The organism is Pseudomonas sp. GW821-FHT07F01 (genome assembly GCF_059418825.1).
Genome location: NZ_JBWKQO010000003.1, coordinates 496,966 through 515,928 on the forward strand (window position 1 = coordinate 496,966; position 18,963 = coordinate 515,928).

Here is an 18,963-nt window from a genome sequence, read left to right on the forward strand (position 1 = left end):
CTCATCTGCTAGATGAGGTGCGTCCATGAACAACTCCGCTGCAACTGCCCTGAGCAACCCCGGTGCACCGATGAAGGTGCGCGGTATCCACAAGCGCTTCGGTGCCTTCACCGCGCTGGATAACGTGTCCCTGGACGTCGCTGCCGGTGAGCTGGTGTGCCTCTTGGGGCCGTCCGGCTGCGGCAAGACCACCTTGCTGCGCTGCATCGCCGGCCTGGAACGCCAGGACCAGGGCGAGTTGTACCTCGGGGATCGGGACGTGTCGCTGCTGGCGCCCCAGGCCCGTGACTACGGGATCCTGTTCCAGTCCTACGCGCTGTTCCCCAACCTCACGGTAGAAGCCAACATCGCCTACGGCTTGTCCGGCAGTGGCCGGGAAGAAGCGCGCAAGCGCGTGGCGCAGATGCTGGAACTGGTGGGGCTGACCGGCAGCGAGAAGAAGTACCCCGGCCAGCTGTCCGGCGGCCAGCAGCAGCGCGTGGCCCTGGCCCGTGCCCTGGCACCGGCGCCGTCGTTGCTGCTGCTGGACGAGCCGATGTCGGCGCTGGACGCCCGGGTCCGCGAGCACCTGTGCACCGAGCTGCGCCAGCTGCAGCGGCGCCTGGGGATCACCACCCTGATGGTTACCCACAACCAGGACGAAGCCATGCTGATGGCCGACCGCATTGCCGTGATGAATAACGGCAAGGTCGAGCAGTACGCCACGCCCCAGGAAATCTACGACCGTCCGGCCACGCCGTTCGTCGCCGAATTCGTCGGCCAGGGCAACTGGCTACCCTTCAGCCGCAACAGCGACAGCCATGCCCAGGTTGGCGGCATGAATGTGCGCCTGGCCGACGGCTCGGCCAAGACCGCCTCGGGCCGGCTGTTCTGCCGTCCGGAAGCCATCAGCGTGAATCCGCTGGTGCACGAGGAAAACCTGTTCCCGGCCAAGGTCCGCGAGATCACTTTCCTCGGCAATCGCTGCCGCATGAGCTTCGAACTCAACGAGCTGCCGGGGCATGCGCTGCTGGCCGAGCTGGCCCCGGAAGCCATGCCGCGTCTGGGCGCCCAGGACATCTGGGTCGCCTTGCCGCCGCGCAGCCTCCAGGTGTTTGCCTAAGATGACTGCGCACATGTCCCTGCCGCTACCCGCCAAGCGGGCGCGCCAGGTTTCTCGTGCCGAGATCGGCGACCGTATTTTTGTCGTCGGCGGCAAGGTCCTGCTCCTGGTCCTGCTGGGTGTAGCGGTGCTGTTGCCCCTGTTGGCGATCTTCTGGCGCGGCTTCAGCGCCGAGGCCGGGCAGGGCGGAGGCTGGCTGGCGGCTCGCGAGCTGGTGGCCAGCGAAAACTTCCACTGGTTGCTGGGCAACAGCCTGAAAGTCTCCCTTAGCGTGGCCGCCATCGTGGTGCCCCTGGCCTACCTGTTCGCCTACGCCCTGCAACGCACGCTGATTCCCGGCAAGGGCATCTGGCGCGGCCTGTCGCTGTTGCCGCTGATGGCGCCGTCGATGCTCCCGGGCATTGCCCTGGTCTATCTGTTTGGCAATCAGGGGATGCTGCGTGGCCTGTTCGCCGAGAACATCTACGGCTTCTGGGGCATTGTCCTGGGTGAAGTGATCTACACCTTTCCCCACGCCCTGATGATCCTGCTCTCGGCGCTGTCCCTGGCGGACGCGCGGTTGTTCGACGCCGCGTCGAGCATGGGCGCCAGCCCCGCCAAGGCCTTTCGCAGCATCACCTGGCCGGCGACCCGGCAGGCGGTGTTCGCTGCGTTCTGCCTGGTGTTCACCCTGACCATCACCGACTTCGGCGTGCCAGTGGTAGTGGGTGGCGACTATCAGGTGCTGGCCCTGGAAGCCTACAAGGCGGTGGTGGGGCAGCAGCAGTTCGGCCGCGGCGCGTTGATCGGCATGGTCCTGCTGTTGCCGGCCCTGTTCAGCTTCGGTGTCGACGCCTGGCTGCGCCGGCGCCATGGCGACTCCATGAGCGGCCGTGCCCAGGTATTCAAGCCAGCGCCGTCGCGGCTGCGCGATGGCTGCTACCTGGCCATTGTGCTGCTGATCTGCGCGGCCCTGCTGCTGGTGTTCGGCATGGCGGTGTTTTCGTCGCTGGTGAAATTCTGGCCCTACAACCTGTCGCTGTCGCTGAACCACTACCAGTTCAACGACACCGCCGGCGGTGGCTGGCTGGCCTACCGCAACAGCCTGAGCATGGCCCTGTGCACGGCGCTGATCGGTAGCGTGGTGATCTTTACCGGCGCCTACCTGATGGAGAAAACCAGCGGCCAGCGCGGCTTGAACCTGGCGCTGCGCATGCTCAGTTTCGTGCCCATGGCGGTGCCCGGGCTGGTGCTGGGCCTGGGCTACGTCTTCTTCTTCAACCTCAATGGCAACCCGCTGCATGTGTTCTACGGCACCATGACCCTGCTGGTGGTGTGCACCATCGCCCACTACCTGACCACCGCGCAGATGACCGCCACCACTGCCCTGCGCCAGCTGGATGCCGAGTTCGAGGCCGCCGCGCTGTCGCTCAAGGCGCCGCTGTACCGGCACTACCTGCGGGTTACCGTGCCGATCTGCCTGCCGGCGCTGCTGGACATCGTGCGCTACCTGTTCGTTTCGGCCATGACCACGGTGTCGGCGGCGATCTTCCTCTACAGCCCGGACACCATCCTTGCCGCCGTCGCCGTGCTGAACATGGACGACGCCGGCAACGTCGGCGGCGCCGCGGCGATGTCGACTCTGATCCTGTTCACCTCCGCCGGCGTCTCGCTGCTCCTGGCCTGGGCTTCGCGCGGCCTGCTGCGCCGTTCCCAGGCCTGGCGCCAGGGCACGCCGGGCCACTGATGCGCTTCACCCACCCCCACTCTGATCTGCACTTACTAAGGAACCGCACCATGTTCAAGCCCCTGGCTCTTGCCGCTGCCGTCCTCTCTGCTGTCAGCCTGAACGCCTTTGCTGCGAAAACCGAGCTGACGGTCTACACGGCCCTTGAAGCCGAGCAACTGAAGTCCTACAAGCAAGCCTTCGAAAAGGCCAACCCGGACGTGGAGATCAAGTGGGTACGTGATTCCACGGGGATCATCACCGCCAAACTGCTGGCGGAAAAAGCCCGCCCGCAGGCCGATGCGGTCTGGGGCCTGGCCGCGTCCAGCCTGGCGATCCTCGACCAGCAGGGCATGCTGCAAAGCTATGCGCCCAAGGATCTGGGCAAGATCGGCCCGAACTACCGCGACGCCGCCAACCCACCGGCCTGGGTCGGCATGGACGTCTGGGCCGCGACCATCTGCTTCAACACCGTGGAGGCCGAGAAGCAGGGCCTGACCAAGCCGGTGAGCTGGCAGGACCTGACCAAGCCCGAGTACAAGGGCAAGATCGTCATGCCCAACCCGGCATCCTCGGGCACCGGCTTCCTCGACGTCAGCGCCTGGCTGCAGACCTTCGGCGAGAAGCAGGGCTGGCAGTACATGGATGAGCTGCACCAGAACATCGGCCAGTACGTCCACTCCGGTTCCAAGCCCTGCAAGCTGGCCGCCGCCGGTGAATTCCCGATTGGCATCTCCTTCGAGTACCCGGCCGTGCAGCTCAAGCGCCAGGGCGCGCCGCTGGACATTGTCCTGCCGAAGGAAGGCCTGGGCTGGGAAATCGAAGCCACCGCGGTGATCAAGGGCACGCCTCATGAAGAGGCGGCGAAGAAACTCGCCGACTTCTCCGCCAGCCCCGAGGCCATGGAGCTGTACAAGGAAAACTTCGCCGTGCTGGCCCAGCCGGGCATCGCCAAGCCGCAGACCGAACTGCCGGCCGACTACGAGCAGCGCCTGATCAAGAACGACTTTGCCTGGGCCTCGAAGAACCGCGACGAGATCCTCGCCGAATGGCGCAAGCGCTATGACGGCAAGTCGGAAAAGGTTGCCAAGCAGTAGCCGATCAATCGCCTTCACCGGCTTGCCGGCGAAGGCGCTCCCCATCCAGGAAACAACTCATGACCAATCACAGCGATCTGCTGATCGTCGGCGCCGGCATCCTGGGCCTGTCCCATGCCTATGCCGCCGCCAAACGCGGTCTGCGGGTGCACGTTTTCGAGCGCAGCGCCACGCCACTGGGCGCTTCGGTGCGCAACTTCGGCCAGGCCCTGGTCACCGGCCAGCCGCCGGGCACCATGCTGGAGCTGGCTAGGGCCAGCCGCGAGATCTGGGCCGACTGGCAACAGTTGGCGGGCCTGCAACTCAAGCGCAACGGCTCTTTCCTGTTCGCCCGCAGTGAAGCCGAGGAGCAGTTGCTCGAAGCCTTCTGCGCCGGGCGTGCGCTGGAGCACGGCTACCGCGTCGAGCTGCTCCAGGGCGCGGCGCTGAATGATCTGTACGGCGGCCAGTTCCGCCATCACCGGGCGGCCTTGCACGGCCTGGACGACCAGCAGCTGTATTCCCGTGAAGCGATCCCGCAGTTGATCGACTACCTGCGCCGGGACCTGGGGGTGCAGTTTCACTTCTCGACCCTGGTGCGGGATATCCAGCCGGGCCAGTTGCGCAGCACCGCCGGCAACTTCCACGCGCCGCGGATCGTGCTGTGTTCGGGGCACGATTATCAGACCCTGCTGGCGGATCAGATCGCTGCCTTGCAGCCGCAGATCTGCCGCTTGCAGATGCTCCGGGCGCGGCCCGAGGCCAATCTCAACCTGCAACATGCCTTGCTGACCGGTCTGAGTTGCGTGCACTACGGGGCCTTCGCCGACCTGCCGGAAGCCGCCACGGTGCAAGCGCAGATTCTGCGCGAGGCGCCCCATCTGCACGAGCATGGTATCCACCTGTTGATCAGCCCGACTCCCTACGGTGAGCTGATCATCGGTGATTCCCACGATTACGGTAGCGATCCTTCACCGTTCAATGCTGAACAGGTGGACAACTGGCTGCTCGAACTGGCCGAGCAGACCCTGGGTTGCAGGGTCCGGGTGGTGGAGCGCTGGCAGGGTGTCTACGGCGCGCGCGGCCCGGCGCCGTTCTCCTTCCTGGAGGCGGCCCCCGGGGTCCATGTGGCCCTGATGCACACCGGGGTCGGCATGAGCGTTGGCCCGGCCATGGCCGAGGGCAATATCGCCCGACTGCTGGAGGAAGCGTGATGGAGCGGCGACAGCAGGTGGTCGACGAGGTCTTCGGCCTGTACGAGCGTTTCGGCGACTGCGACTACATCGGCGAGCCGGTGTCGCAGATCGAGCACATGTCCCAGGCCGCGCAGTTGGCCCTGGCGGAAGGTTATGACGACGAGGTGGTGCTGGCGGCGTTCTTCTACGATATCGGGCATATCTGCCAGCAGGATGCCGAGAACATGGGCGGCTTCGGCGTGGTCAGCCATGAGCGCCTGGGGGCGGACTACCTGCGCCGGGCGGGTTTCAGCGAACGCCTGGCGCGGCTGGTGGAATACCACGTCCAGGCCAAGCGCTACCTGACCTTCAAGAACCCCGGTTATTACCAGCGGCTGAGCGAAGCCAGCCGGCGCACCCTGGAGTACCAGGGTGGGGTGATGAGCGCGGCAGAGGCGGCAGCCTTCGAACTCGACCCGTTGTGGGCGGTGAGTTTGCGCATGCGCCACTGGGACGAGCAGGCCAAGGAAATGTGGGTGCCGGTGATGGATTTGCAGGTGCTCAAGGACAAGGCGCTGGCATTGCTTTAACGGGTACAGGCTTGGTTTTTGTAGCCGCTGCCGTAGGCTGCGAACGGCTCCGCAGGAGGCGCCGCTGTTGGGGTTGTTGAAGGTCCTGCGGCCCTTTGCGCAGCCTCGCGGGCTCGGCAGCGGCTACAGCAGATGTTGAGCCAGCCCCTCGATCTGCTCCTGGCGCTCGGCCTGGCTCAGGCGCTTCTGCGGGTTGAGCGATGACCACTGCGGGTGCGCCCGGGCCTTGTTCAGGGCCTCTGGCAACTTGCCTTCGCGCCAGCTCTTGTCCTCCGGCGTGGCCAGGCGAATGCTGTCCATGGCGGCGTGCCCGCGCAGGTTCAGGGCCTGTACCAGCTGGCGCTGACGCAGGGCCAGCAGGCGCAGCACGCTGTCGTCCACGGTCAGCTCGCGCTGGCCCTTGAGTTTGCCCAGCAGGCGGCTGCCGTAGCTGCGGGCGGTTTGCAGGGCGCCGCCGGCAATAGCCCCGGCCAGCGCCGCGGCCCCCAGGGTCAAACCACCCACCAGCAAATCCACCCCAGCGCCGGCCGCGGCTCCGGCGGCGATGCCGCTGCCCACCCGCACCCCCAGTTGCTTGAGGGTTTCCGGGTTGAACAGGTCGTCGCCCCAGCGCCCGTCCAGTAGCGGCAGGTCGCCGGCCGACGCGTCCTCGGGGCGGAAGGCGTAGAGCTTGAGCAAGGCCTCGACGCAGCGCTGCTCGCGCTGGCGGATGGCCTGGCGCAGTTCGCCAATGGCCTGTTGTTCCTGTTGGGCGTCGCTGGCCACGCTGCGGCGGCAGGCGGCGCAGTCCACCAGCAGCTCGGCAATCAGCCGCGCTGCGCTGTGCTGGCGGGCCAGGCGCTGGGCCCCTTGGTCGTCGATCAAGCGTTGCAGGGCCGGGCGTGCGTGCTCCAACAGCAGCGCCAGGCTTTCATACAGGCGCCGTTCGCCGTCCTCCGGTGGCGCCACGCTGTCGAAGCGCACCAGGGCGTGCAGCCCCAGGCGGGCCAGGGCATCGCGCCAGTCGCCTTCGCGCTGCTCGGCGCTGCTGACGAAGTTCAGCACTGGCAGCAGCGGCTTGCCGCAACCGGTGAGCACTTCAAGCTCATCGCGGTACTTGGCCAGCACCGGCTCGCGGGCGTCGATCACATACAGGCCGGCGTCCGAGGCCAGCAGCTGGCGCAGGACCTTGGCTTCCTGTTCGAAGCGCTGGCGGGCCTCGCTACCGTCGAGAAACCGCGCCATCCGCGCCGGGCCGTCCAGGCGTTCGCCCGGGCGCTCCAGGCGCTCCAGGTAATCCAGCAGGGCGATGGCATCTTCCAGGCCAGGGGTGTCGTAGAGCTCCAGCAGGGGTTGGCCATCCACCGAAAGGCGGGCGCCTTCCACATGCCGGGTGGTGCTGGGGCGATGGGAAACCTCGCCAAAACCCACGTCCCGGGTCAGGGTGCGCAGCAGCGAGGTCTTGCCGACGTTGGTGTGGCCGACCACGGCGAGTTTCAGTGGCTTGTGGCGGGTATCAGTCATGACCGTTCTCCAGCCAGTCGAGGGGGGCGCAATCGGCGAAGGGCAGCTGCAGCTGGTGCAGGGCGCTGTGCCAGTCGCCCAGGCGATCGGCGTCCAGGGCCTGGCCGGGCGGGGCTTGCAGCAGCCAGACCCGGGTGGCGCTGGCGTTGCGCGCCAGTTCGGCGATCAGCCCCAGGCTGCCGCGGTCCGGCGAGCGCCGCGGGTCGCAGGCGATCACCAGGCGCGCCGGTGGGAAACGGCTCATCTGCTCCAGCAGGCGGCTGCGCGACTCGCGACTGTCGAGGATGCCGGCGTCCTTGACGCTCTCCGGCAGTTGCGGCGGCCAGGGGCGCTGGTTGTCCAGTTCGATGGCCACCAGCAGGGCGCCGCTGCTGTCCTGGGCACTGACGCCGCCTTCGACCCGGTGCAACTGCTCGGGGGCCGCATCGTTGACCCCCAGGCGCTCGCTGCTGGGCATCAGGCGCTCACGCAATTGGGCGTAGCCCGGCAGGTTGAGGTCCAGTTGCAGGCGCGCCTGCCCGTGTTTCCAGCGCCAGCGGCAGAACAGCATCAGCAGCAGGCGCGGCAGCACGCCGTAGATCGTCACCAGCACCACCAGCCAGATGGCCCAGGACTGGCGGATCAGTTCGGTGTTGTAGATATCCCGGGTGCTGGCCTGGATGCTCGCCACGCTCGGCGCGCCAAAGCCCAGGCCACGGGGCAGGGCACTCAAGGTGTTGGTAATGGCCACGAAGGCATCGCTGCCCAGCAGGGTGCTTTCCCAGACAAAGCTGTAGCGGTGGGTGGTCAGCAGCAACAGCAACATGACCACTGCGCTGAACAGGGCCAGGCACCACAGGCCGTTGATCAGGCTGCCCAGGGCCCAGCGGTTGAGCTTGCGCCGTTGCAGCAACAGCAGCAGGGCCGGCGGCAACTGCGCGGCCTTGGCATCGCGGGAGAATTTCTCGCTGAGCCACAGCCACAGGCGGCCCAGGCTGGCGCCGTGCTCGCCGGCGAACAGCAGGCCTGCCAGCCAGCTCAGCAGCAGGATCAGGTTGATTCCCAGCAGGCTGCCCAGGGCCCAGAACACGTTCACCGGTTGCTGGGTGCTGCCCAGGGCGCTGAAGGCCAGGCCGGCACCGCTGATCACCGCCAGAACCGAGAGCGCCAGCAGGGCCAGGCGTGCGCCCTGGTGCCAGTGCAGCAGGGCGCTGTGCAGGCCGTCACGCTGGGCCAGCCACAGGGCGCGGTTCTGGATCCGGGTCGCCAGGTCGCCGCCCTGGTTGCGGGCCAGGCGATTGGCTTCCTGATCTTCCAGCGGGCCGGCGTGTTCCTCGCGCAGGCGCACGGTTTCGGTCAGCCACAGGCGTTGCAGGGGAGTCAGTGCAGTCACGCGTCATTCCATCGCTCAAAAGTGCGCTGAGCATAACTGCTGCAGCGCGGATCGGGGTACGTTGCCAGGTCCTGGTCCTCTGGTATCCTCGCCGGCATGAAAAAATCTCTCCCTCTCAGCCTGATCGCGGCCCTCGCACAAAACCGCGTGATCGGCGTCGACAACAGCATGCCCTGGCATTTGCCGGGGGATTTCAAATTCTTCAAGGCCACTACCCTGGGCAAGCCCATCATCATGGGGCGCAAGACCTGGGACTCTCTCGGCCGGCCGTTGCCGGGGCGGTTGAATATCGTGGTCAGTCGTCAGACCGGCCTGGTGCTCGAAGGTGCCGAGGTCTACCCCTCCCTGGAGGCGGCAGTGGCCCGGGCCGAGGAGTGGGCACTGGAGCAGGGCGCCAGCGAGCTGATGCTGATCGGTGGCGCACAGCTTTACAGCCAGGGGCTGGAGCAGGCAGATCGCCTGTACCTGACGCGGGTAGCCTTGAGCCCGGAAGGCGATGCCTGGTTTCCGGAATTCGATGAGCAACAGTGGAAGCGGGTGTCAGAGGTGCCGAACCCGGCGGAAGGGGACAAGCCGGCGTACAGCTTCGAGGTGTGGGAGAAGCGCTGAGCGCTCCGCCAGCCAGCCGGGCTCCCGAAGGAACCGGCGGGCCGGCGAAGAGATCAATCAGGCCTGAGCCAGTTCTTCGTGCTCATCGGCGTCCAGCAGCGCCTTGTCGGTCTGCTGCATCACCTGGCTGGTGATCGCGCCTGCGGTCATCGAACCGCTGACGTTGAGCGCGGTGCGGCCCATGTCGATCAGCGGCTCCACGGAAATCAGCAGCGCCACCAGCGACACCGGCAGGCCCATGGCCGGCAGCACGATCAGCGCGGCGAAGGTCGCGCCGCCGCCCACGCCTGCAACGCCGGCGGAACTCAGGGTGACGATGGCCACCAGGGTGGCGATCCACAGCGGGTCCAGCGGGTTGATGCCCACGGTCGGGGCAACCATCACCGCCAGCATGGCCGGGTACAGGCCGGCGCAGCCGTTCTGGCCGATGGTGGCGCCGAACGAGGCGGCAAAGCTGGCGATGGACTGGGGAATGCCCAGGCGCCGGGTCTGGGCCTCGATGCTCAGGGGAATGCTGGCGGCGCTGGAGCGGCTGGTGAAGGCGAAGGTCAGCACTGGCCAGACCTTGCGGAAGAAGCGCAGCGGGTTGATCCCGGCCAGTGCCACCAGCAGGCCGTGGACCACGAACATCAGCCCCAGGCCGATGTAGGACACCACCACGAAACTGCCCAGCTTGATGATGTCCTGCAGGTTGGAACCGGCCACCACCTTGGTCATCAGCGCCAGCACACCGTAGGGCGTGAGCTTCATCACCAGGCGCACCAGGCGCATCACCCAGGCTTGCAGGGTGTCGATGGCGTTGAGCACTTTCTGGCCCTTGTCGGCATCGTCCTTGAGCAGCTGCAGCGCCGCGACGCCGAGGAAGGCGGCGAAGATCACCACGCTGATGATCGAGGTCGGCTTGGCCCGGGCCAGGTCGGCGAAGGGGTTCTGCGGGATGAACGACAGCAGCAGCTGCGGCACGTTGAGGTCGGCGACCTTGCCTGCGTAATCGCTCTGGATCACTTGCAGGCGGGCCATTTCCTGGGTGCCTGCCACCAGCCCTTCGGCGGTCAGGCCGAACAGGTTGGTCAGGCCGATGCCCACCAGCGCGGCGATGGCGGTGGTGAACAGCAGGGTGCCGATGGTCAGGAAGCTGATCTTGCCCAGGGACGAAGCATTGTGCAGACGGGCCACGGCGCTGAGGATCGAGGCGAACACCAGGGGGATGACGATCATCTGCAGCAATTGCACGTAGCCGTTGCCCACCAGGTCGAACCAGGTGATGGAGGCCTTGAGCACCGGGTTGCCGGCGCCATAGAGGCTGTGCAGGGCGATGCCGAAGACCACGCCCAGCACCAGGGCCAGCAGGACTTTCTTGGCCAGGCTCCAGGTGGTATGGCGGGTTTGTGCCAGGCCCAGCAGCAAGGCCAGGAACACCAGCAGGTTGAGGAACAGCGGCAGATTCATTGGGGCTCCGATAAGGCTTGTGCCAATCGCGGCTCAGGGCGATTGCGAACCGGCAAGCCTAACAGCTTGAAATCTATTGAATTAATAACGATATCGCATGGCAACTGTCGTTTTTGGAATAAGCGATTGACGTTCAGGCGCATGTGGCTGGCGCTTACGGGACGCAAGCGGTCGCGTGGAGACGAGAACTGTCACAGGGATTTGTTAGCGTCGAAGGCTTTCACTCAGGGAGAAAACCGCCGATGAAACTCGCTCCGAAATTGCTCGCAGTCGCACTCTGCCTGGGCCTCGCCGGCCAGGCCCTGGCCACCGAGTTGAAGCACTGGCCCGCGGAACAGGCCAAGCAGCTGGACGCGATGATCGCGGCCAATGCCAACAAGGGTAACTACGCGGTGTTCGACATGGACAACACCAGTTACCGCTACGACCTGGAAGAATCCCTGCTGCCCTTCATGGAAAACAAGGGCCTGATTACCCGCGACACGCTTGACCCGTCGCTCAAGCTGATCCCGTTCAAGGACACCGCCGAGCACAAGGAAAGCCTGTTCAGCTACTACTACCGCCTCTGTGAAATCGACGACATGGTCTGCTACCCCTGGGTCGCCCAGGTGTTCTCCGGCTTTACCCTCAAGGAGCTCAAGGGCTATGTCGATGAGCTGATGGCTTCCGGAAAGCCGGTGCCGAGCACCTATTACGACGGTGATGTGGTCAAGACCATCGAGGTCAACCCGCCCAAGGTCTTCACCGGCCAGGCCGAGCTGTACAACAAGCTGATGGAGAACGGTATCGAGGTCTATGTGATGACCGCCGCCTCCGAAGAGCTGGTGCGCATGGTCGCCGCCGATCCCAAGTACGGCTACAACGTCAAGCCGCAGAACGTCATCGGCGTGACCACCCTGCTCAAGGATCGCAAGACTGGCGCCCTGACCACCGCGCGCAAGCAGATCAGCGAAGGCAAATATGACGAGAAGGCCAACCTCGGCCTTGAACTGACCCCCTACCTGTGGACCCCGGCCACCTGGATGGCGGGCAAGCATGCGGCGATCCTGACCTACATCGACGAGTGGAAGAAACCGGTGCTGGTGGGCGGCGACACCCCCACCAGCGACGGCTACATGCTGTTCCACGATGTTGACGTGGCCAAGGGCGGCATCCACCTGTGGATCAACCGCAAGGACAAGTACATGACCCAGCTCAATGGCATGATCGCCAAGCACGCCGCGGCCCAGGCCAAGGAAGGGTTGCCGGTGACCGCCGACAAGAACTGGGTGATCGTCAAGCCCGAAGACATCCAGTAAGCCTGCCCGCTACACCGTCCCTCTGTAGGAGCCGGCTTGCCGGCGAAGAGGCCTTTGGGCCGGGCGTCGCTCTCGCGGACGCCTTCGCTGGCAAGCCAGCTTCTACGGTAGGCCGGCGATCTATTTGTAGGAGCCGGCTTGCCGGCGAAGAGGCCATTGGGTCTAGCGTCGCTCTCGTGGACGCCTTCGTTGGCAAGCCAGCTCCCGCAAGGGGTGTCTGTCGCTCGGTGCGGAGCCGGCGTCCGCTATAGGCGGAGAATGTTTCAACTTGTGACTGCCAAACCCCCTCTGCCATAATCGCGTCCGTTTCCCATCCCCCCGCCTGCTCTCCCTTGTGCCGGGTTTGTCCCCGACTGCACGTAATGGACTACGTTGTGAGCTATCTCTCGATCGAATTCGGCCTCTGCTTCATCCTGTTCTTCGTTCTGTACTGGGGCCTGGGCTTCAGCCTGCGCTTGCAGAACGCCCTGCTGCTGGTCGCCAGTTACGCGATCCTTGCCAGCTTCAGCCTGAACTTCCTCTACATCCTGCTGGGCTACACGGCCCTGGTGTACCTGCTCGGCCTGTTGAGCCAGCGTTACCCCGGGCGCGGCTGGGTCAACGGACTGATGCTGCTGCTGGTGCTCGGGGCGTTCTACCTGTTCAAGTACCAGGATTTCTTCACCAGTACGGTGCAGAACGCCTTCGCCCAGTTCGGTGTCGAGGTGTCGCTGCCGCTGCTGGAGGTGCTGCTGCCGGTGGGGCTGTCGTTCTATGCCTTCCACTCGGTCAGTTACCTGGTGTCGATCAACCGCCGTGAGCTGACCCCGGGCTCGCCCTTCGACCTGGCGCTGTACCTGGCCTTCTTCCCCAGCCTGATCGCCGGTCCGGTGAACCGGGCGATTCCCATGCTGGCGCAGATCAACCCGCCGCAGTTGCGCCAGGTGCTGGAGCCGCAGCGCGCCCTGGGCCTGATCGCGGTGGCGGTGGTCAAGCTGTTCTTCCTCAGTTCCTGGCTGGCCAACGAATGGGTCGACCCGGTATTCGACAGCCCGGTGGCCTATTCTGCCGAGCAGATCCTGCGTGCGGTCTACGGTTATTCGTTCCTGATCTACTTCAACTTCAGCGGCTACACCGACCTGGTGACGGGCATCGCCCTGCTGCTGGGCTTCCGTCTGCCGCAGAACTTCAACTACCCCTACGCGGCGCGCAACCTCAAGGAATTCTGGGGCCGCTGGCACATCAGCCTGTCGACCTTCATCCGTGACTATGTGTACATCCCCCTGGGAGGCAACCGTGGCCCGGTGTGGCGCGGCAACCTGAACATGCTGCTGGCGATGCTGATTTCGGGCCTGTGGCACGGCGCCAGCGCCAACTTCATCATCTGGGGCGCGCTGCACGGTATCGGCCTGGCCCTGTACAAGCTGTGCAGCCCGCTGCTGGCCCGGGGCCCGAGCTGGATCGGCGCCGACCTCATGGCGCGGCTGCTGACCTTCCACTATGTGGCGTTCGCCTGGATCTTCTTCCGCTGCGCGACCCTGTCCGATGCCATGGACATGCTCAAGGGCCTGGGCGAGCTGTCCTTGGGCGGCCTGCTCGGCGGCGGCGCCAGCCTGCTGGGCTGCCTGCTGTTCGTGGCCTTCTACCCACGGATCGTGGCGCTGCTGCGCCGCCTGTTCGATGCCGCCACCGGTTTGCCGTGGCTGTTCTATCCAGTGCCGCTGGGGCTGTTTATCTGCGTGGTCATCTTCGCCTCTCCGTCGGGCGTGCCGGGGTTCATCTATGCCAGTTTCTAACCGTTCGCCCTTGTCGATCAGCCTCGGTAGCGCGGCCAAGGTCTTCTACGCCCTAGTGGTCACCAGCCTGCTGCTGATGTGGTTCAACCAGCAGTCGATCCGCCTCTACTGCCAGCAGAAGTACCACGACGACTGCGAGGTCCCCGGGTTGTCGCAGAACCCGCAGTGGCGCTTTGGCTCGCAACTCAACCAGGCCCTGGAAAATGCCCGGGTGGCCTTTGTCGGCAGCTTTACCGGCCAGGTGATGGTGGCCGAGGCCGCCGCGGAGCAAGAGCTGCCTCCTTTGCCGACGCTGGCCGAGGAGCCTGCGCCCGTACCTGCGCCGGTTGCGACCGCCCATGCTGCGCCGGTGCATCCGGCCCCCGTGCATCCCGCTCCGCAGGCGCCGGCTGCAGTGCACCCGCAGCCGGCGGCCGTGGCCCCGGTGGTCAGCCACCCGCCCAAGGTCGAGCCGGGGGCAACCACGCCGCTGATGGCCAGCCTGGCCACCGGGGATGAAGTGTTCTTCGTCGGTGATTCCCTGATGCAGGGCGTGGCGCCCCACATGGCCAACACCTTGCGCAAACGCTACAACGTCAAGAGCCTGAACCTCAGCAAGCAGAGCACCGGCCTTGCCTACCCGAGCTTCTTCAACTGGCCCAAGACGGTTGAAAGCACCCTGGCCAGCAACCCCAACATTCGCCTGATGGTGATTTTCCTCGGCCCCAACGACCCCTGGGACATGCCGGTGGTCAAGGGCAAGCCGTTCCTGCGCTTCAAGACCCCGGACTGGGAAGAAGCCTATCGCCAGCGCATCGATTCGATCCTCGACACCGCCCAGGCGCATAATGTGCAGGTGATCTGGGTCGGGCCGCCGAACATGGAGAAGCCCAAGCTGTCTACAGCCATGGCCTACCTGAGCCAGCTGTACAAGGGCCAGATCGAGCAGTACCACCAGCACTACGTCTCGGCCAACGAGATTCTCGGTTACCAGAGCGACGAATTCTCCTATTACCGCACCACCGGCGATGGCAAGAAGGTCAAGACCCGGGTCGACGACGGTATCCATTTCACCACCACTGGGCAGAAGCTGATCGCTGAGCGTGTGATCTCGCTGATCAACTTTCCCAGCCAACAATTGACGGAGCACTGACTATGGGGCGACTGCAAGGCATTGCGCTGTTGCTGGGCATCACCTTGCTGAGCAGTTGCAGCCCGACCACCGAGGTCCAGGCCACTCCCGCTTCGGCGCTGGCCAAGTCCGGGATGACGGCGAAAAAAGTCCTGACCACCGGGACCGACCCGAACCTGGCGCTGCTGGCACGCAAATTCAGCACTTCCAACCGCACCCCCATCACCATTGTGCAACTGGGCGACTCCCACACCGCCGCCGACCTGTTCAGCGGTGAGGTGCGGCGCCTGCTGCAGGCGCAATACGGCGATGGCGGCATCGGTTTCGTGGCAGCCACGCCGGTGCCCGGCACCCGCTATGAGCGGGTGATTCTCGGTGCCGCCAAGCGCCAGTGGTCCCTGGTATCGGCACGCAACCAGCAGAGCAACCAGTTTCCCCTGGGCGGCTACCTGTCGCTGCCCCTGACCCCAGGCGCGCGGGTGCATATCGCCGAACGCCAGCCGAGCAACCAGCAGTACCGGATTTCCGCGCTGTACCAGGCGTCCAGCAACAGCACCCTGACCGCCCGGGACAACCTCAACAAAAGCAGCCGCATGCTGGCCGCTACGGGGGGGCAATGGCGCTTCAGCCCGCCGTTCAACAACCTGACCCTGCCCCTGGACCTGAACGTGGCCAATAACCAGGGCCTGGCCCTGGGCGGCTGGAACATCCTCGGGCAGAAGAGCGCCGGGGTGATCTATTCCGCCCTGGGGATCAACGGTGCACGCCTGGACGTGCTGGACAAGTGGCAGCCCGGCTGGCTGGAAGCCCTCAAGGCCCTGCGCCCGGACATGGTGGTGCTGGCCTACGGCACCAACGAAGCCTTCGACGACGACCTGGATCTGCAGCTGTACCGCAGCCAGTTGCAGGAGAAGGTCGCGCTGTTGCGCAAGAACCTGCCCAAGACCGTGATTTTGCTGGTGGGGCCGCCGGATTCCATCAAGCGTCGCAATGCTGGCAGTTGCGCGGCCTCCCAGCCCCAGCCGTTGCGGCAGATCATCCAGATCCAGAAGGACGTGGCGAAGAACAGTCGCACCCTGTTCTGGGACTGGCAGGCGTTCATGGGGGGGGACTGCTCCATCAGCAAATGGCAGGGCAGCGACCTGGCCCGCAACGACCTGATCCACCTGACCGCCGATGGTTATCGCAAGAGCGCCGATGGCTTGTATCGCTTCCTGCGCGGGCAATTGGGCGAACGCATGCCTTGAGCTCCCGGCACCGCTTCAGCGGCGGCGCCACCACCTTGAATGCTGCTGTAGGAGCTGGCTTGCCAGCGAAGGCGCGGTCGAGGGCGATGCAAGGTTCAACGCTGCCTTCGCCGGCAAGCCGGCTCCTACGGGGCCAGGCTGCCAGTGCAAGCGCCGGCAAGGTCAAAAAAATGCCCCGCACTTGGCGGGGCATTTTCATTGGCGGGCTACGATCACAGGCCGTCGAGCATGGCCTTGTTGCGCACCGCACCCTTGTCGGCGCTGGTGGCCAGCAGGGCGTAGGCCTTCAGCGCGGTGGTCACCTTGCGCGGGCGTGCTTCCACCGGTTTCCAGCCTTTCTTGTCCTGCTCGACACGGCGGGCCGCCAGTTCCTCGTCGCTGACCAATAGGTTGATCGAGCGGTTGGGAATGTCGATCAGTACCTTGTCGCCGTCCTGCACCAGGCCGATGGCGCCACCGGCTGCCGCTTCAGGCGAGGCGTGGCCGATGGACAGGCCCGAGGTGCCGCCGGAGAAGCGGCCGTCGGTGAGCAGGGCGCAGGCTTTGCCCAGGCCCTTGGACTTCAGGTAGGAGGTCGGATAGAGCATTTCCTGCATGCCCGGGCCGCCTTTCGGGCCTTCGTAACGGATGATCACGATGTCGCCTTCCTTCACCTCGTCGGCGAGGATGCCGCGCACCGCGCTGTCCTGGCTCTCGAAGATCTTGGCGTTGCCTTCGAAGACATGGATCGACTCGTCGACACCGGCGGTCTTCACCACGCAGCCGTCCAGGGCGATGTTGCCGTAGAGCACGGCCAGGCCGCCTTCTTTCGAGTAGGCATGCTCGACACTGCGGATGCAGCCGTTTTCACGGTCATCGTCGAGGCTGTCCCAACGGGTCGACTGGCTGAACGCCGTCTGGGTCGGGATGCCTGCCGGGCCGGCCTTGAAGAAGTGATGCACGGCTTCGTCGCTGGTCTGGGTGATGTCCCACTGGGCGATGCCTTCGGCCATGCTCTTGCTGTGCACGGTGGGCAGGTCGGTGTGCAGCAGGCCGCCACGGGCCAGTTCGCCGAGGATGCTGAAGATGCCGCCGGCGCGGTGCACGTCTTCCATGTGGTACTTCTGGATGTTCGGCGCCACTTTGCACAGCTGCGGCACGTGGCGCGACAGGCGATCGATGTCCCGCAGGTCGAAGTCGATCTCGGCTTCCTGGGCGGCGGCCAGCAGGTGCAGGATGGTGTTGGTGGAACCGCCCATGGCGATGTCCAGGGTCATGGCGTTCTCGAACGCCTTGAAGTTGGCGATGTTGCGCGGCAGGACCGACTCGTCGTTGTCGCCGTAGTAGCGCTGACACAGCTCGACGATGGTGCGCCCGGCCCGCAGGAACAGCTCTTCGCGATCGCTGTGGGTGGCCAGGGTCGAACCGTTGCCCGGCAGGGCGAGCCCCAGGGCTTCGGTCAGGCAGTTCATGGAGTTGGCGGTGAACATGCCGGAGCACGAACCGCAGGTCGGGCAGGCGCTGCGCTCGTACTCGGCAACCTTCTCGTCAGAAGCGCTGGAGTCGGCGGCGATGACCATGGCGTCCACCAGGTCCAGGCCGTGGCTGGCGAGCTTGGTCTTGCCGGCTTCCATCGGGCCGCCGGAAACGAAGATCACCGGAATGTTCAGACGCAGGGCGGCCATCAGCATGCCGGGGGTGATCTTGTCGCAGTTGGAAATGCACACGATGGCATCGGCGCAATGGGCGTTGACCATGTACTCCACGGAGTCGGCGATGATCTCGCGGCTCGGCAGGGAATACAGCATGCCGTCATGGCCCATGGCGATGCCGTCGTCCACGGCGATGGTGTTGAATTCCTTGGCCACGCCACCGGCGCGTTCGATCTCGCGAGCCACCAGCTGGCCCAGGTCCTTCAGGTGCACGTGCCCCGGGACGAACTGGGTGAAGGAGTTGGCAATGGCGATGATCGGCTTCTTGAAGTCGGCATCTTTCATCCCCGTGGCGCGCCACAGGGCGCGAGCACCGGCCATGTTGCGGCCATGGGTGGATGTTTTCGAGCGGTAATCAGGCATGGAGCACTCCGGGCGGCTAATCAGGTAACAAATGGGGAGTGAGCTTCTATTGACCTCGGGAACACTCAGAAATGGCCGTGTGTCCGAAAGCTGCCGATGACGCCGCGGGATCGCCGCGCGCCTCAGCCTGAGCTCATAAACCCGCCGGGGGATGACTGGCGATGAATTCGCCGATTCTACACCGCTGGCGTCAGGAAGGAATGCCGGGGCCGCTCTGTGGCATTGATTGCCTGGATATCACCGGACGCTGCCATCCTGGTTTAGACTCGCCGCCCTTCGATTACCTTCCAATGGAGCTGGAATGTCCGCGACTCTGCAATCCTTCAAGTTCTGCCTGGGCGTCGGCCTGTTGCAGGGGCTGCTGCTGATGTGGCTGTTGTTGTACAGCGATTGGTCCGGCCTGGGCATCGTCGCAACGGGTGCTGCGCTACTGGTGGGCGGCGGGGGGCTGCAAATGCTGGCCGGGCAGCAGCGCCAGTGGCGCACCTGGGGGCTCATGTTGCTGCTGGGCCTGGGGGCGGCGGGGCTGGTACGGCTGTATGACGAGCTACCCTCCAGCCCGCGGATGGAGTACTGCGTGGCGGCCGGGCTGCTGGTCGCCGTGGCCGTGGTGAGTCGGGTGCAAGGGCGGGCACGATTGGGCCGGCGCCTGCTGGGCAATGTCCTCTGGCTGGTGCTGGCCTTGCCATGGCCCTGGCTGGTGCTGAAGCTGTTCAAGCTGTGGCTTGCTTACCGTTATCTCGACCCTTTCAAGAGCGGGTGGATGTCCCTGCTGTTCTTTGCCGGCCCGACCCTGGCCTTCTCCCTTGGCTTGTGCCTGACTGGCCGCGGGCTGGCCCGTTTCAGCGAGGGAGCTGCCACAACCGCCTGATGGCCACCAGGACCCGGGCCAATCCG

General features: G+C 65.4%; 15 protein-coding genes. 11 read left to right on the top strand and 4 right to left on the bottom strand.

Annotation, left to right across the window (positions count from 1 at the left end; translation table 11 throughout):
- Window positions 1-25: 25 nt before the first annotated feature.
- Genes AC07R1_RS12870 through AC07R1_RS12890 form a run of 5 tightly spaced genes read left to right on the top strand, consistent with a single transcriptional unit; the run spans window position 26 to window position 5,648 of the window.
- Window positions 26-1,102: a putative 2-aminoethylphosphonate ABC transporter ATP-binding protein gene (locus tag AC07R1_RS12870; protein ID WP_169892461.1), complete on the top strand. Its 1,077-nt coding sequence runs from the start codon at window positions 26-28 to the stop codon at window positions 1,100-1,102.
- Between the two features lies 1 nt (window position 1,103).
- Window positions 1,104-2,828 (top strand): putative 2-aminoethylphosphonate ABC transporter permease subunit, encoded by a 1,725-nt coding sequence (locus AC07R1_RS12875; RefSeq protein WP_495110583.1) that lies wholly within the window; start codon window positions 1,104-1,106, stop codon window positions 2,826-2,828.
- A gap of 50 nt (window positions 2,829-2,878) precedes the next feature.
- Window positions 2,879-3,904: a putative 2-aminoethylphosphonate ABC transporter substrate-binding protein gene (locus AC07R1_RS12880; RefSeq protein WP_011064061.1), complete on the top strand. Its 1,026-nt coding sequence runs from the start codon at window positions 2,879-2,881 to the stop codon at window positions 3,902-3,904.
- Between the two features lie 59 nt (window positions 3,905-3,963).
- Window positions 3,964-5,097, top strand: coding sequence for a TIGR03364 family FAD-dependent oxidoreductase (locus AC07R1_RS12885; RefSeq protein WP_495110584.1), 1,134 nt, complete (start codon window positions 3,964-3,966; stop codon window positions 5,095-5,097).
- Window positions 5,097-5,648, top strand: coding sequence for a phosphonate degradation HD-domain oxygenase (locus AC07R1_RS12890; RefSeq protein WP_495110585.1), 552 nt, complete (start codon window positions 5,097-5,099; stop codon window positions 5,646-5,648). Before AC07R1_RS12885 ends, AC07R1_RS12890 begins: the two co-directional genes overlap by 1 nt.
- A 123-nt stretch (window positions 5,649-5,771) precedes the next feature.
- Here AC07R1_RS12890 and AC07R1_RS12895 read toward each other — a convergent pair whose 3' ends face one another.
- Together AC07R1_RS12895 and AC07R1_RS12900 are read right to left on the bottom strand one after the other, a co-directional pair.
- Window positions 5,772-7,151, bottom strand: coding sequence for a GTPase/DUF3482 domain-containing protein (locus AC07R1_RS12895; protein ID WP_495110586.1), 1,380 nt, complete (start codon window positions 7,149-7,151; stop codon window positions 5,772-5,774).
- Window positions 7,144-8,523, bottom strand: a complete 1,380-nt coding sequence (locus AC07R1_RS12900) for a DUF2868 domain-containing protein (protein ID WP_495110587.1) — start codon at window positions 8,521-8,523, stop codon at window positions 7,144-7,146. The genes AC07R1_RS12895 and AC07R1_RS12900 overlap by 8 nt, the downstream gene beginning before the upstream one ends.
- 96 nt (window positions 8,524-8,619) lie before the next feature.
- Here AC07R1_RS12900 and AC07R1_RS12905 point away from each other — a divergent pair, with 96 nt between their 5' ends.
- Window positions 8,620-9,132 (top strand): dihydrofolate reductase, encoded by a 513-nt coding sequence (locus AC07R1_RS12905; protein ID WP_015637388.1) that lies wholly within the window; start codon window positions 8,620-8,622, stop codon window positions 9,130-9,132.
- A 57-nt stretch (window positions 9,133-9,189) separates the two neighbouring features.
- On the opposite strand, the gene AC07R1_RS12910 is transcribed toward AC07R1_RS12905, so the two are convergent.
- Window positions 9,190-10,581 carry an L-cystine transporter gene (locus AC07R1_RS12910; protein ID WP_220223413.1) on the bottom strand — a complete coding sequence of 464 codons (1,392 nt, stop codon included), beginning with the start codon at window positions 10,579-10,581 and terminating at the stop codon, window positions 9,190-9,192.
- Between the two features lie 242 nt (window positions 10,582-10,823).
- Here AC07R1_RS12910 and AC07R1_RS12915 point away from each other — a divergent pair, with 242 nt between their 5' ends.
- The 4 genes from AC07R1_RS12915 (at window position 10,824) to AC07R1_RS12930 (ending at window position 16,012) form a co-directional block, all read left to right on the top strand.
- Entirely contained in the window at window positions 10,824-11,879 is a 1,056-nt protein-coding gene (locus tag AC07R1_RS12915; RefSeq protein ID WP_011064054.1) for an HAD family hydrolase, read from the top strand.
- A 374-nt stretch (window positions 11,880-12,253) separates the two neighbouring features.
- Window positions 12,254-13,654 (top strand): MBOAT family O-acyltransferase, encoded by a 1,401-nt coding sequence (locus AC07R1_RS12920; RefSeq protein ID WP_258718063.1) that lies wholly within the window; start codon window positions 12,254-12,256, stop codon window positions 13,652-13,654.
- Complete coding sequence (locus tag AC07R1_RS12925) at window positions 13,641-14,786, top strand: SGNH/GDSL hydrolase family protein (protein WP_495110588.1); 1,146 nt, start codon at window positions 13,641-13,643, stop codon at window positions 14,784-14,786. Before AC07R1_RS12920 ends, AC07R1_RS12925 begins: the two co-directional genes overlap by 14 nt.
- A gap of 2 nt (window positions 14,787-14,788) precedes the next feature.
- Window positions 14,789-16,012 (top strand): SGNH/GDSL hydrolase family protein, encoded by a 1,224-nt coding sequence (locus tag AC07R1_RS12930; RefSeq protein ID WP_011064051.1) that lies wholly within the window; start codon window positions 14,789-14,791, stop codon window positions 16,010-16,012.
- 212 nt (window positions 16,013-16,224) lie between these two features.
- On the opposite strand, the gene ilvD is transcribed toward AC07R1_RS12930, so the two are convergent.
- Window positions 16,225-18,066: a dihydroxy-acid dehydratase gene (gene ilvD, locus AC07R1_RS12935; protein WP_072443548.1), complete on the bottom strand. Its 1,842-nt coding sequence runs from the start codon at window positions 18,064-18,066 to the stop codon at window positions 16,225-16,227.
- 301 nt (window positions 18,067-18,367) lie between these two features.
- Between ilvD and AC07R1_RS12940 the strand changes: the two genes are divergently transcribed.
- Entirely contained in the window at window positions 18,368-18,937 is a 570-nt protein-coding gene (locus AC07R1_RS12940; protein ID WP_053154371.1) for a hypothetical protein, read from the top strand.
- Window positions 18,938-18,963 lie beyond the last annotated feature (26 nt).

What these genes read in the sequence shown, in the direction of transcription:
- AC07R1_RS12905 (WP_015637388.1), top strand. Translation starts at nt 8,620, where the DNA reads ATGAAAAAATCTCTCCCTCTCAGCCTGATCGCGGCCCTCGCACAAAAC.
- AC07R1_RS12880 (WP_011064061.1), top strand. Translation starts at nt 2,879, where the DNA reads ATGTTCAAGCCCCTGGCTCTTGCCGCTGCCGTCCTCTCTGCTGTCAGC.
- ilvD (WP_072443548.1), bottom strand. Translation starts at nt 18,066, where the DNA reads ATGCCTGATTACCGCTCGAAAACATCCACCCATGGCCGCAACATGGCC.
- AC07R1_RS12925 (WP_495110588.1), top strand. Translation starts at nt 13,641, where the DNA reads ATGCCAGTTTCTAACCGTTCGCCCTTGTCGATCAGCCTCGGTAGCGCG.
- AC07R1_RS12910 (WP_220223413.1), bottom strand. Translation starts at nt 10,581, where the DNA reads ATGAATCTGCCGCTGTTCCTCAACCTGCTGGTGTTCCTGGCCTTGCTG.
- AC07R1_RS12890 (WP_495110585.1), top strand. Translation starts at nt 5,097, where the DNA reads ATGGAGCGGCGACAGCAGGTGGTCGACGAGGTCTTCGGCCTGTACGAG.
- AC07R1_RS12870 (WP_169892461.1), top strand. Translation starts at nt 26, where the DNA reads ATGAACAACTCCGCTGCAACTGCCCTGAGCAACCCCGGTGCACCGATG.
- AC07R1_RS12930 (WP_011064051.1), top strand. Translation starts at nt 14,789, where the DNA reads ATGGGGCGACTGCAAGGCATTGCGCTGTTGCTGGGCATCACCTTGCTG.
- AC07R1_RS12940 (WP_053154371.1), top strand. Translation starts at nt 18,368, where the DNA reads ATGTCCGCGACTCTGCAATCCTTCAAGTTCTGCCTGGGCGTCGGCCTG.
- AC07R1_RS12875 (WP_495110583.1), top strand. Translation starts at nt 1,104, where the DNA reads ATGACTGCGCACATGTCCCTGCCGCTACCCGCCAAGCGGGCGCGCCAG.
- AC07R1_RS12895 (WP_495110586.1), bottom strand. Translation starts at nt 7,151, where the DNA reads ATGACTGATACCCGCCACAAGCCACTGAAACTCGCCGTGGTCGGCCAC.
- AC07R1_RS12885 (WP_495110584.1), top strand. Translation starts at nt 3,964, where the DNA reads ATGACCAATCACAGCGATCTGCTGATCGTCGGCGCCGGCATCCTGGGC.
- AC07R1_RS12915 (WP_011064054.1), top strand. Translation starts at nt 10,824, where the DNA reads ATGAAACTCGCTCCGAAATTGCTCGCAGTCGCACTCTGCCTGGGCCTC.